The organism is Micromonospora sp. DT231 (genome assembly GCF_049847025.1).
Classification (GTDB): domain Bacteria; phylum Actinomycetota; class Actinomycetes; order Mycobacteriales; family Micromonosporaceae; genus Micromonospora.
The window spans coordinates 256,592-269,489 of the sequence record NZ_JBNCNO010000010.1 but is presented as its reverse complement, the minus strand read 5'-3'; the positions used below and the strand labels follow the sequence as shown (position 1 = coordinate 269,489).

General features: G+C 73.5%; 10 protein-coding genes. 4 read left to right on the top strand and 6 right to left on the bottom strand.

All coding sequences use genetic code 11. The features are described 5' to 3' along the window. Positions 1-143 precede the first annotated feature (143 nt). Entirely contained in the window at positions 144-362 is a 219-nt protein-coding gene (locus ACPXBU_RS24845) for a winged helix-turn-helix domain-containing protein (RefSeq protein WP_196925434.1), read from the bottom strand. A 356-nt stretch (positions 363-718) separates the two neighbouring features. Here ACPXBU_RS24845 and ACPXBU_RS24840 point away from each other — a divergent pair, with 356 nt between their 5' ends. From ACPXBU_RS24840 to ACPXBU_RS24830, 3 genes are read left to right on the top strand one after another with little or no spacing between them, the layout of a single operon-like run. Further along, positions 719-874: a hypothetical protein gene (locus ACPXBU_RS24840; protein WP_357374398.1), complete on the top strand. Its 156-nt coding sequence runs from the start codon at positions 719-721 to the stop codon at positions 872-874. Beyond that, a complete protein-coding gene (locus ACPXBU_RS24835) occupies positions 871-1,620 on the top strand; it encodes a hypothetical protein (RefSeq protein ID WP_425759858.1) in 750 nt (249 codons plus the stop codon). Before ACPXBU_RS24840 ends, ACPXBU_RS24835 begins: the two co-directional genes overlap by 4 nt. Then, entirely contained in the window at positions 1,617-2,087 is a 471-nt protein-coding gene (locus tag ACPXBU_RS24830; protein WP_425759857.1) for a hypothetical protein, read from the top strand. The genes ACPXBU_RS24835 and ACPXBU_RS24830 overlap by 4 nt, the downstream gene beginning before the upstream one ends. 127 nt (positions 2,088-2,214) lie before the next feature. On the opposite strand, the gene ACPXBU_RS24825 is transcribed toward ACPXBU_RS24830, so the two are convergent. From ACPXBU_RS24825 to ACPXBU_RS24815, 3 genes are all read right to left on the bottom strand, one after another. Further along, positions 2,215-3,156: a hypothetical protein gene (locus ACPXBU_RS24825; protein ID WP_425759856.1), complete on the bottom strand. Its 942-nt coding sequence runs from the start codon at positions 3,154-3,156 to the stop codon at positions 2,215-2,217. 2 nt (positions 3,157-3,158) lie between these two features. After that, complete coding sequence (locus tag ACPXBU_RS24820; RefSeq protein WP_425759855.1) at positions 3,159-5,735, bottom strand: FtsK/SpoIIIE domain-containing protein; 2,577 nt, start codon at positions 5,733-5,735, stop codon at positions 3,159-3,161. 83 nt (positions 5,736-5,818) lie between these two features. Then, entirely contained in the window at positions 5,819-8,554 is a 2,736-nt protein-coding gene (locus ACPXBU_RS24815) for a hypothetical protein (protein ID WP_425759854.1), read from the bottom strand. Between the two features lie 169 nt (positions 8,555-8,723). Between ACPXBU_RS24815 and ACPXBU_RS24810 the strand changes: the two genes are divergently transcribed. Beyond that, positions 8,724-10,259, top strand: a complete 1,536-nt coding sequence (locus ACPXBU_RS24810; RefSeq protein WP_393363239.1) for a M1 family metallopeptidase — start codon at positions 8,724-8,726, stop codon at positions 10,257-10,259. A 632-nt stretch (positions 10,260-10,891) separates the two neighbouring features. Here ACPXBU_RS24810 and ACPXBU_RS24805 read toward each other — a convergent pair. Beyond that, a complete protein-coding gene (locus tag ACPXBU_RS24805; RefSeq protein ID WP_425759853.1) occupies positions 10,892-11,425 on the bottom strand; it encodes a hypothetical protein in 534 nt (177 codons plus the stop codon). A 69-nt stretch (positions 11,426-11,494) separates the two neighbouring features. After that, on the bottom strand, positions 11,495-12,880 hold the full coding sequence (locus ACPXBU_RS24800) for an MFS transporter (RefSeq protein WP_425759852.1): 1,386 nt from the start codon (positions 12,878-12,880) through the stop codon (positions 11,495-11,497). Between the last annotated feature and the right edge of the window lie 18 nt (positions 12,881-12,898).

Sequence of the window (12,898 nt, the reverse complement as noted above, 5' to 3'; positions counted from 1 at the left end):
CCCGAACAACATGATCAACAACCCATGACACATCTATCGGGACTTCACCTTGACACATGTCTCGGGACAGCACAGTTACGCGCTAACGGAAAGTGTCCAAGATTGGCACCACGCGGGACCGACAGACATCGGCGGACGGACGTTCAGCGGTCGGCAACGAACACGCCGAGCCCGTGAACACCTTGCACCCAACCCTGAGTCTGAAGGACGAGGATGGCTTGCCGAACCACGGTCGTCGAAACACCGTGCTGAGCCTTGAGCTGCACCGTGGAGGGCAACTGGTCCCCCGGCGCAAGCTCCCCTGACTCGATCTGGCCCCGGATGTGGTCCGCGAGCCGTTCCCACTTCGGTTTGACGGGCATATGGACTCCCAGGTCTGCCCCGTCATTTGATCACGCGCTACTACTCGTGACAAGTAACGTGTTGTTGTGCTTGCTATCCGTGACTAGTTGTGTAAAGTTCGAAGCGACCGGCTCCCAGGTCTGCAAACCCGGAGCTGGTCGTTCCCACCGCGCAGGAAGCGCCCGGTCGGTCGGTCCCCCCGTTCGGCCGGGCGTCCCGGGGCGTGCCCACACGCCGCCCCGACGCAGGAGCCGTGAGCAGCTAGGAGACAACCCCCGACGGGAGCCACCCGATGCCCGATCGACCCGACGAATCCCCCACCGACCCACCAGCCCCAGCCCCAGCCCCAGCCCCAGCCGAGCAAAGCCATCGTCTCGTGTCCGATCAGGACGTCGAGGACGCCGACGACGTCCTCTTCGCCCATCCGCCCCGGGTGGTGCGTCGCTGGCTGTGCGAGTGCGGTGTCGACTACCCCTGTACCGATGTGCGCTTCGCCCTGCTGGTCAAGTCCAGTGCCGAGGCGGGCGAATGAGCGCCGACACTCTGGACGATCTACGTGCCGCCTGGCTGGCGACCATCTCCGCCGCCGATCGGGCCGGTGCACAGTTGCACGGGGCAGGGCCGCCCGGCCGGCGGCTGCCCTGGCAGGACGCGGTCACGGAGTGCTGGCGGGCGCTGAGCCTGGTCTACGCCGGCTTGGCCGCCGATCGGGAATCACCGGGAGGCTCGGTCGGGGACCTGCTCGCCGGTCTGCACGCCGCTCGGGTCGACGCGGACCGGGCCGCCGCGCTGGCCGCCCGGGTCCGCTGGCGGTTGGGTGCGACCGAGGACCGGCTGCGGCGTACCCGGGAGGTGGCGGACGTGGTCGCGGCCCGGCGCCTCGCGGCGGCGATCACCCGATTGGACCTTGTCGTTGCCCGCCTCGCGGTCGGCGGGTGCCGGATCGAGCGTTCGGTGGCGGCGCTGACCGGATGTTCGGTGACGGCACCGCCCCCGCCGACCCAGCCCACCAGACACGCCGACGCCGACCACGACAGGACCAGCCACCGCGACGACGCCGACGCCTGCGCCGACAACCACGACAGGGTCAGCCACGCCGACAACGACAACGACAGTGCCAGCCACGCCGACCACGACAACGACAACGACGCCGGCGGCGCCGACGTGATCGCCCGCGGCTGCCGGGCGGCGAGCGCGCTGGTGACCAGGCGGCATCGACTGACCAGGCCGAGCCCACACCGGAGAGCACTCGCGATGATCAGGGAGCGACGATGGTGACTGACGCGCATGCGGCGCTACGCGGCCTGCTGACTGGTCGACTGCGCGGCCACGAGCGCCGGCTGGGCCGGTTTGCCGAGTCGGACTGGCGGCGGTACGCGGATCTGCTCGCCGGTGCGCTGTTGGTAGCGGTCCGGCGTCGGTTCGTCGCCGGGCAGGATCGGGCGCCGGTGATCCGGTTCGTGGCGTCCGCCCGGGAACGCTACGACGCGACCGGGCACGACGTCGACCCGGTGCTGGCCGAGGCGCTGGTGTGGGCGGCGCTCGGTGAGCGTCCGCCGGTGCCCCACGACGCGGCGGCGGTCGTCGCGCGGACTGTGCTGCTGCTCGGGCTGCTCGAAGACGAATGCCTCACCGACCGCGAACTCGACGAAATCCTGGTTACCGCCGCATACACCGCCGACGATTCGCCGCAGGGCACGGATCGCCAGCGGGCAGGCGCACCGGTCCAGTCCGACCGGCAGTGAGCGCAACGGAGCGAAAGATCGACTCGGTTTCCTTGAAGGCGGCGTGTCCAAGCGGCCCGGACACCCCGCCTTCCTGAAACCCGAGTCGATCAAGCCGGGCGCGGGTCGGGCAGGACCGCGGCGGGGCTCAGCGCAGGCCGCGGACCAACAGCAGGTAGGCGCAGTACGCCATCGGCACCAGCAGGAAACAGATCAGGAACCCGAGCGGCAGGTAACGCGGCGGGGTGCCGGCGACCATGGCCGGCCGCCCCCACCGGCCCAGCACCAGATACCCACCGAAGAACGCCACCGCCGGCAACCCCGCGCAGATCCACGCGCCGAGGGTGAACCCGTCCACAATGCCCACGCCGGAGGCCAGCACCAGGGCCAGCATGACCACACCGGCAGCGGCCCCACAGCCGGCGTAGACGGCGACCGCCCGCGCCAGCGGCGACCACGTCGGCAGGAGCGCCGGCCGCTGGGCCAGCAACTCCGCCTGCTGCCCGTGCCGGTCGGCCTCGTCGGCCATCCGCCGGGCCAGCTCCAGCTCCACCACCGGGTCGACCGCCGCCGCCCGCTGCGCCGGCACCCCGGCGCCCGCCGGGCTCGCCGTCGTCGTCGGCAACGCCAGCCGCCCCTCCGCCGCCGGCACCTGGAGGTACGCCCCGACCCCCGCCCGCCCCGACCCGCCGGCTGCGCCGTCGGATGCCCCGTCCCCGGTTCCCGGCACCCTGACAGCGTCGGAAACGGGAGACGACCCGGAGCCGGGAGCGGAGGGCGACCCGGCGCCAGACGGCGGGCCGGGCCAGGCGCCAGTCTCGTCAGCCGTCCACGCCCTCTGTCCCGCCCCCGGTCCCGAGGCAGGGGCAGGGCCCGAGGCAGGAACAGGGGCGGCGGGTGGCTGGTCGACGCCGATCGCGTGGCCGAGCTGGTCGAGGCGCTGGCCCTGGGCGGTGAGCCGCTGGTGCAGGTAGTCGACGGCGGCGTGCAGGTCACGGCGGCGCGCGGACTCGGCGGCGGCGTGCTGTTCCCCGGCACGGTGCTGCTCGGCGAGCTGTCGGGCCAGCGCCGCGTACTCCTCGAAGGACACCGTCACCGCTCCCTGTCCGGCTCGTCTGCCTGGCCGGCGAAGTCCGGCTCGTCTGCCTCGCCGGCGAACGGGACGATCAGTCGGGTCCGCTGGTCGTGCCGGTCGATCAGCAGCGCCCGGTCGGCGCGGGGTGTGTAGGCGAGGTCGTGCGTGCCGAGGTGCAGGGCCAGCTCGCTTCCGGGCACGTTGAGCGCCACCAGGCAGGCGACGTCGTCGCGGTTCTGGGTGCCGCCGAGGTCGTCGGCGAGCCGGCGCAGCCCACGCCACCAGCCGAGCAGGTGCACTCCCTGCCCGGGGCCCTGGCGCAGGACGGTACGCAGGTCGTCCAGGCCGGAGCGGAAGGTGCTCGGGTCGGTGGCCCCGAGGACGGGCGCGGCGGCGTCCATCCCGAACACCACGAGGTATTCGCGGCCGGTGGGCTCGGCGGCCAGCGCGGCGATGCGCTCGCGCAGCCCGACGGCGTCGAGGCGCCGCACCTCGTGGCCGGCGGCCCGGAGGGCGGTTTCGGTGTCGTCGGCGACACCGGCGGCGGCGGTGACCAGGGAGGCCACCTGGAACCGGACGTCGCCGGGGTGGTGCTGGCGGGCCAGGCTGAGCGTCGCGGCGCGCAGCACGTCCGCGCCGGCCGGCGCGGTGCCCACCACGGCGAGGTGCCGGCCGGGGGTGGCGTCCATCAGGAACAGCGCGGTGGTGCCGTGCACGTCGACGGTCCGGCCGACCAGGGCCATCGGACGCCGACCACCGGGGCGCAACCCGGCGAAGGTGGGGTCGTCCTCGACCCGCGCGGCGTCGTACCCCTTGAAGACCGCGGGTGCCCGCGAGCCCGCCGGCCGGGCCTGCCACAGGTCGTGGCGCAACGCGGCCAGGTCCGCCGCCGCGGCGTGCGCGTCGGGGAAGCGCAGCACCGTGTCGGCGCCGACCGCGCCGGCGGCGGTGTTGACCACGGCGGAGCCGATCGGCAGGGCCGCGGCGGCGGTGTTGAGCTGGTCGAGCACCCCACCACCACCGGGCAACGCCACCCGCAACGCGAACTGCCCGAAGATCGCCTCGGCCCGCCCGTAGAGGGCCTCGATGCCGGTCATGCTCTGGCTGGCCAGCACCAGGTGGATGCCGTACGAGCGGCCCTTGCGGGCCAACTCCTCCAGCAGGTCCACGGATTCACGGGCCAGCGCGTCGTTGCCGGCGAGCAGCACGTGGAACTCGTCGATGACCGCCACGATGCGCGGCAGCGGATTGTCCCGGGGCAGGTCGCCGAGTTTGGTGACACCGTGCCGCTTCAGGGCGGTGGCCCGGCGTTGCGCCTCCCGGCGCAGCTCGCGCAGGACGGCGAGACCGTACTCGCGGTCGGATTCGATGCCGACGGCACGGGCGTGGGGCAGCCAGGACGGATCCCGACTCGTGGGCACGAACTCGGTGAAGCTCACGCCCTCCTTGAAGTCGAGCAGGTAGAGCTGCAACTCGGCCGGGGAGTATCGGGCGGCCAAGCCGTAGAGGACGTCGAGGAGGAAGACGGTCTTGCCGGCGCCGGTACGCCCACCGACCAGCCAGTGTGGGGTGGCGTCGTCGAACGCGAGCGTCAGTGGGGTGTCGACGGTCGGCGCGGTACCGCCGGCCCGACCGATCACCGTGCGCAGGCCGTTGCCGGCCGACTCGACCCAGCGCCGCTCGGGCAGCAGGTCGGTGAAGGGCAGCGCGTCGGAGCGGCGGGCGGCGGTGGCCAGGTGTTCGGCGAGCGCGCGTACCGAGGCGGACGGGGGGTCACCGTCGAGCAGCACGGGAGCGGTGAGACCGGTGCCGTCGGCGCTGAACGGGGCGCCGGGCGGGTCGCCGACGTGCGCGTACCCCTGGTTGAGCCGGATCGCGGTGGTGCCGCCCAGCGGCGTCGGGGTCTCGCCGGGCAGCCGGGACGGGTGGCCGGCGAGCAGCACGCAGACGGCGGCGGCCGGGCCGGCGTGGGTGAGCGCGGCGAGCCGGGCCAGTTCGCGCGGCGGCGGCGCGGCGGTGGCGACCACCACCAGCAGGTGCCGGGCGGCGGGCTGGGCGTGCTGTGCCGCGCGGGCGTGCCGCTCGGCGGCGTCGAGCAGCGCGGCCACCTCGGCCTCGCCGGTCGCCGGCGGGCTCAGCACCCCGGCGTCGAGCAACGGGCGCAGCGGGCCGAAGGTGGCGCCCACCGCGGCGGTGTCGATGCCGGCGACCCGGACCTGACCGGGTGGCGCGGTGGCGACCAGCCGCAGCACCAGCGCCCGCAACAACCCGGCGACCTGCGGGTCCCGGACGTCGGCGTCCAACGCCAGGTGGTGGCCGCCGCCGAGCGGCACCAGCACCGGGAAGCCGCCGTCCGGGGTGGACGCCGCGCCGATCCGTACGGCGGTCGGCTCGTCCGTCAGCGGCCTGACGCCCGGCGCGGGAGTGGCCAGGGCGCCACCGAGGTGGGCGAGGCGGGCCACCAGCTCGGCGGCACCTGTCGGCGCCACGGCCGCCGGCGTCGCGCCGAGGGCGCTACGGGCGGCGTCCAGGTGCGCTCGGGCCGCCCGGTGGGCATTGACCGCCTGCCCGTACGCCGACGCGAGCCTGCCCAACCTCTGCCCCCAACGCCAACGCCGCCTGGTCCCAGGAACCCTAACGGACGTCGGTGGCAACCGGACAGTCCCGTGCGGACGTGTCACACCGGACCGCACGCCGCCGGGGTGGACGCGTCGGCCACCCCGCAGCGGAACACCTCCACGGGTGCCGTCGCCACGTCGGGCACCCGCTCCACCCGCATCAGGGCCAGCCGCTTGTCGACCGGCTCACCCGAGTCGGGGGTGAACCGGATCAGCCCGGCGACCCCCGGGTAGCCCTGGCCGGCGTTCTGCCGGAGCACCTCGGCGTGCACGCCCACCGGGTTGACCGAGGTCGGCTCCCAGCGTTGCCGGGGGTCGGCGTGGTGCAGCCGGGCGGCGAGGCTCTCCACCGCCCGGACCATCATCATCGACGCGTCGTAGGCGAGGCTGACCCGCTCGCCGACCTGCTCCTCGGAGCCGGGCCGGCAGCGCGGCGGGTCGAGCAGGTCGTCGGCCTGGATCCAGGACAGGAAGCTGGCCCGCGCGTCGTCGTCGCGCCGGTCCTGGGCGGCCCGCAGCGCGGCGCAGGTGGCCAGCGCGGCCTTGGAGACGTACGTGACGGGCAGGTTCCCGGGCGCGGCGGCGCGCAGACCCGGGTTGGCCATGTACCGGTTGGCCGAGTCGTCGGCCACGAGGTGGCGGGGCGGGTTGCCGCCGCACTCGCGCAGCGCCCGCAGGAAACCGTCGAACTCCGACCATCGACCCGCGTAGAAGAGCAACCCGGGATAGCCGCACTCGTCGACAAGCCGCTGCCCGTTGCGCCACTCGTCGAGGCGGGTGATCCGGGGGCCGAACTGTTGTCGGAGCCCGTCGACGAGGGTGCCCACGTAGAGGTCCTCGGTGAGCGTGCTGCCCTCCAGTGTGGTGTAGAAGACGTGCGCCTCGTTGGTCTTCAGCACCTGCTGGGCGTACGCGTCGACAAGCTTCACCTGGTCCTTGTTCGGTGCGGAGATCTGGAGGTAGAGGCGGGAGTTGGCGTCCATCTTGTCGGCCGACAGGGTGGGCGCCAACACCGGCAGGCCGATCTGGTTCAGCTCGCGCAACGCGCGGGCGGTGCTGGTCCGGCTCTCCACCAGCCCGACCACCCCGAGCACCGTGGGGTCGTCCCGGGCCAGCTCGGCGAGCATCGCCACCGCCCGGTCGGCGTAGACCATCTGCCGGCCACCGTTGGCCACCACGATCCGCAGCAGCGCGGCGCCGTCGGCGCCGGCCGACTCCTTCAGCAACGCGTACTGGGCGGTCGCCATCCCCTCCAACTCCTCCCGCTCGGAGACGTACGACTCCTCGTCGGCGCGGGTCCGGTTGCCGGTGAGCGTGCCCAGGTAGACGAGGGTGAGGAAGGGCCGGCGTCGGTCGCTGCGCTGCCACACCTCCTCGGCGGCGCGGTTCTGCGCGAAGATGCGCTCTTGAACGGTGCGCAGCCGGTCCTGGCCGGGGTCGTTGTTGAACACCTGCGCCGCGCTGTCGCTGTAGCCGACGCACTCGCCGCTGCCGGCCACCTCGACCGAGACCCGGCCGCCGGTGAGCGAGGGGTGGCAGCCCGGCCCCCACCGGCTGCCCACCCACACACCACCCGCGGCGAGCAGCACCAGGCAGAGCGCGGCCGGCAGGAAGCGCCGCGACCACCAGGGCGGGTCGGGCGCGGAGAACGGTCGCATCCCGCCCCGCGACGGCGGGCCGGTCTCGGTGTCGTCGGGCCGCAACGCCACCAGCCAGGCGGCCTTGCGGCGCAGCCGCCGCATCTCCGGCAACGCCTCGGCCCACTCGTCGTACGCCTCGTCGGCCTCGGTCAACGGGTGCGGTTCGGGCAGCTCCGGTGGGGGTTGCCCGCCGGAGGCGACGATCAGCAGCGGGTCGTTGCGGCCGGTCTCGGTGCGGACGTCGCCGATCAGGCGGACCAGCTCGCCGCCGACGTTGCCGGGAGCGACGTGATCGAGCAGCAGCGCCGGGTACGCGGTGCGCCGCCAGTCCGACGGGCGCCAGGGCCGACGCCGGTACGCCTGCCGCAGGTCCTCCAGGAACGCGTGCAGCAGCAGCTTGTTGACCTGGTCGGGCTGCTCGCCGTCGCGCCAGCCGGCGGTGAGGCGCTCGGCGAAACCGAGGAAGGTGACCGACTGCCGGGGCGCCAGGTACTGCTGGCGCATGAACCAGTTGTAGTGCCGCCCGAGCACCGGCACCCGACCGGAGACGGCGGCCCGGAAGACCACACTCGGCACGGCGCGGCGGACCAGCCAGAGCACCACCTGCGAGGCGATGCTCACCGCGTCACCACCGGAGGGCGGCGCCTCGGGGGTACGCGTCCCCCGGCGATCGCGCAGCCGGCGTACCAGGGCCGCCCGGCTGTCGTCGGCGTCGGTGCCGAAGCTGAGGCTCTGGTGCATCAGCCAGTCGGCGAGCGGATAGTGCCGGAAGCGCAGCCGCGCGGCGCCGAACGCCTCCAGGGAGAGCTGCCGGTGCAGTTCGCGCAGCAACGCCGGCACGTCCCCGGCGCCCGGGGGCGCGTCGGCGTCCAGCACGGCGTGCGGCACCCGCCGTCGGGGCCCCTGGCCGAGGAACCGGCGCAGCGGCGCCATCAGATCCGAGGTGTCGGCGCGGACCAGGGTGTCGGAGTGGACCAGGGTGTCGGAGTGGACCAGCCAGAGCAGCGGCAGTCGCCGGTCACCGCGGCGGGGTCGTCGCAGCAGCCGTGCGAGCAGCGCGAAGAACTCCAGCCCGCCGGCCGGTAGCCGGTCCCGCCCTCCGGGCGGCTGTCGCTGGCCGATCAGCTCGCGCCTGGGCACCTCGGATCGCCGCACGCGTCACCTCCGATCCACACAGTGTGACCTTGCGCCGCAAGGCACGCCAGCGGCCGGCGGCCGACCGTCCACCGGGGACGCCGACGACAGGCCGGGCGCGACGGGCCGCGACGTCCACCGTTGTCGATTAGGTTTGCGTGGCGAACACCCGATGGAGGGAGTCCACCCCGTGCGACGAATGTTCACGGCGGCCACCGCCGCCCTGACCCTCACCACCGCCGGCACAATGCTCGCCGGCACGCCCGGCCAGGCCGCCCCGACCGGCTGGGGGCGACCCGTCGTCACCGCCGCGCCGCAACCCGGCGCACCCGGCCTGGGAGACACCTACTTCCCCGACTACGGCAACGGCGGCTACGACGTCGAGCACTACGACGTCCGACTGCGGTACGACCCGGCGTCCGACCAGCTCAGCGGCACCACCACGATCCTCGCCACCGCCACGCAGGACCTCTCGGCGTTCAACCTGGACTTCCTGCTCGACGTCGAGTCGGTGCGGGTCAACGGGTGGGCGGCGACCACCAGCACCGCGGGCGCACACGAACTGGTGGTCACCCCGGCCCGCACGGTGACCCGGGGCCAGCAGCTCACCATCGTGGTGCGCTACTCCGGCATCCCGTCGGAGACCCTGGTCGGCGGCTACACCGGCTGGACCCGTACCGACGACGGGGCCCTCGCCGTCAACGAGCCCGAGTCGGCGTGGTGGTGGTTCCCGAGCAACGACCACCCACTGGACAAGGCCACCTTCGACATCTCCGTGTCGGTGCCCACCGGCGTCGAGGTGATCAGCAACGGCGTGCAGCCGAGGCCGCCGGCGGCCGAGGCCGGCAACCGCACCAGGTGGATCTGGCGCACCACCTCCCCCACCGCCCCCTACCTGGCCTTCATGGCCATCGGGCAGTACGACATCGTCACCGACACCACCCCCGGCGGCCAGCCGGTGGTCAACGCGTACAGCACCTCGCTGGGTGCGCTCGGGCCGGCCGCACGGGCCAGCATCGAGCGGACCGCCGAGATCGTCGACTGGGAGAGCGGGATCTTCGGCCCGTACCCGTTCGAGGCGCAGGGCGGCGTGGCCGGCCCGGTCGACGGCATCGGCTTCGCGCTCGAGACGCAGACCCGACCGGTGTACGGGCCCGGCTTCTGGCGGCGCGGCGCCAACACCTACGTGGTGACGCACGAGAACGCCCACCAGTGGTTCGGTGACTCGGTCTCGGTGGCCGAGTGGCGCAACATCTGGCTCAACGAGGGCTTCGCCTCGTACGCCGAGTGGCTCTGGTCCGAGGAGCAGGGCGAGGGCACCGCTCAGGAGGTGTTCGACTTCGCCTACGCCAGCTACCCGGCCGACGACGAGTTCTGGCAGGTGCTGCCCGGTGACCCGGGCGCGGACCGGATCTTCGACGACGCCGTCTACGACCGGGGCGCGATGACCCTGCACCAGCTACGGCTGGCCGTCGGCGATGACGCGTTCTTCGAGATCCTGCCGGCGTGGACCGCCGAGCACCGGTACGGCAACGGCACCATCGAGCAGTTCCAGGCGCTCGCCGAGCAGATCTCCGGGCTGGACCTGGACGACCTGTTCACCACCTGGCTGTTCACCGCCGGCCGACCCGACGTGGCCACCGCCGCCCGCAAGGCCACGGCCGCGCCGACCGAACCGAAGTCCTGGGACAAGATCCGCGAGTCCCACGACCTGCTGCCCCACTAACTAGGGCCCGTTTCATAGGGGCGGTCGAGCCGAGGCGGAGTCCGGGCGGCGATCCGGCAAGGCGCGGTTTCGTCCGGATACAACACCGGTATCCGAACGAAACCGCAACGCCGCCGGTCGTCGTCCGGGCCCGCCGCAGGCCGGCCAGTTCTGATGAAACAGGCCTTGGGAGTCGGTGCCGACCGGAAGCGCCCGCCGCCCCGCCGGAGGGCGCTTCCGGCCGACCGACGGCCTGCCCCCGCCGCGCTTCCGGCCGCCCGACGACCTGCCCCGACGCCCTGCCTCCCCTGGCGCGCGCTCGCGGTGTCCCACCGCTCCGGCGTTTGTCCGCCCTGCCGAAGCGCTGCCCCCGCAACCCGGCAGGCCCGACCACTCTGGTGCTTGCCTGTAGAGCTGCCCCAGCAATGGGGCAACCAGCCAACCGCCCAACCGGCCAACCGGCCAACCGGCCCACCAGCCCACCGGGCCACCGGCCAACCGGGCGACCGGGCGACCGGGCGACCAAGCGACCAAGCGACCAAGCAGCCAGAGCCAGGACAACGGGCAAACCGGGCTGGGCCCGAACGTCGCTGCCCCATATCTGGGGCAGCTCTACAGGTGCCGCAGGGGTATTGCTCACCCCGCCCGACCAGTTAGCTGACGACGCCCGTTCGGGGAACGGCGGGGGCAGTTGGCGCATCCGCCGTGCTCGCCTCGATGGCGCGGATGTGGCGGTAGGCGAACCAGAGCGGCGGGAACGCCCCGACTGCGAAGGACAGGTCGATGAGCGTCCAGAACCAGGGAATGTCCCGGATCGGGCCGCAGATCAACGCCAGTGGGACGATGCCCGCGCAGGCGATCATGCCGACCTGCACGACCCAGACGTTGCGCACCGGGTCACGCAGCGGCCCCCAGAACGCCACCGCCAGCACCAGGTGGGCGAAGGCCAACCAGTCGGTGCCGTAGAGCAGGAACGGGTAGTCCTCGCCGGCCGTCACCAGCCCGGTGTGCACCCGCTCGATCCAGTCGACCAGGGCGGGCAGTTGGCCGGCCAGCGGGTCCAGTACGCGCAGGAGCCAGCGCACCTCGATCTCCAGCGGAAAAGCGGTGGCACCGCTCAGGAAAAGCCCGATCAGCACGATCCACAACCACCGACGGGTCCACCGTAGGCGCTCCTCGATGTCCATGATCGCAGCGTAACGACGATCTTCGTGCCGTCAGGTCCCGCGAGCCGGCCTCCCGGGGTGACAGCCGTCTCAGCGACGCGCCGCCGGTCCGGCGGTGGCCAACACCCCGAGTCGGGGCGCGCCCACCCCCACCCCGGCGGGCGCGATGACACAGACCGCCCCGGCGGGTCGGACGAGGCGGGCGGCCCGGAACGCCACTCGCCGTACCGGATGACGGGGGCGTGGCGCGACAAGCGCGAGGGCCGCGCGGGCGTGCTGGCGGTCCAGGGCGACGGCCGCCGCCACCGTCGCGATCGCGGCGGCGGATCCGGCGAGCACGAGCGTCTGGCGCGGCCCGGCGTGTTCGGCGAGCCAGCCGAGCAGCGGAGCGCCGACCGCGGCCGAGACCGAGCCGGTGACCGCCAGCGCGGCGAGCACCCGGCCCCGCATCGCGCCGTCGGTGTCGAGTTGGGCGCGGGTGCCGACGGTGGTGTCGATGACCACCGCGGCGGCGGCGATCGGCAGGATCATCGCGGCGAAGCTCCAGGTTCCCGGCGCCAGGCCGGCGACGATCTGCAGTCCGCTGGCGAACAGACCCGCGGCGACCAGGGTCCGGTAGTCCAGGGACCGTCGGCGGGCCGCGACGAGCGCGCCCACCACGGTTCCGACCGCGAACACTGTCGACAGGACGCCGTAGCCGGACGCGCCGGCGTGCAGTGGCCCGTCGCTCATCGCGGCCATCGTCACCTGGTAGTTGCGGCCCAGGCTGCCCAGCACGAACGACAGGGCGAGCGCGAGCAGCAGCACCGGCTGCCCACGCAGGTACGCGAAACCGGCGCGGACGCCGTCGTGGGCCCGGCCGCCGCTCGGCGCCGTGACCATCGGCGGGGTGCCCGGACGTACCGCGAACAGCGCCACCACCACGGCGGCGAAGCTCGCCGCGTTGATGCCGAACAGCAGGGCTGGCCCGACGGCGGCCACCACCACGGCACCGAGGCTCATACCGAGGATGCGCCCGGCGGAGTTGGTGAGCGACCCGAGCGCCAGGGCGTTGCCGAGTGTCTCCCGGTCGACGAGGGTGGCGGCCCAGCGGCCCATCACCGGGCCCTCGATCGCCGAGACGGCACCGGTGCCCAGCGAGATCGCGAAGATCAGCGGCAGGCCGCCGACCCCGGTCAGGGCGACCGCCGCCAGTCCGGCGGCGAGCGCCGCGTGGGCGACCTGGGCGGCGATCAGCAGCGGGCGGGCCGGCAGGCGGTCGGCCAACACGCCGCCCCAGACGCTGAGCAGCAGCGTGGGCGCCGCCTGGAGCAGCACGGCGAAGCCCATGGACGTCGCGGAGCCGGTTTCCTTCAGGACGTACCAGTTGACCCCGAGGACCTGCATCCAGGTGCCGATGACCGAGACGAATCCGGCGAGCGCCCAGATCCGGTAGTTGCGGTGGCGCAGCGCGGCGAAGGTGGCACCTCTGGCCACGACGAACCTCCAGCGATC

What these genes read in the sequence shown, in the direction of transcription:
- ACPXBU_RS24805 (WP_425759853.1), bottom strand. Translation starts at nt 11,425, where the DNA reads ATGGACATCGAGGAGCGCCTACGGTGGACCCGTCGGTGGTTGTGGATC.
- ACPXBU_RS24845 (WP_196925434.1), bottom strand. Translation starts at nt 362, where the DNA reads ATGCCCGTCAAACCGAAGTGGGAACGGCTCGCGGACCACATCCGGGGC.
- ACPXBU_RS24835 (WP_425759858.1), top strand. Translation starts at nt 871, where the DNA reads ATGAGCGCCGACACTCTGGACGATCTACGTGCCGCCTGGCTGGCGACC.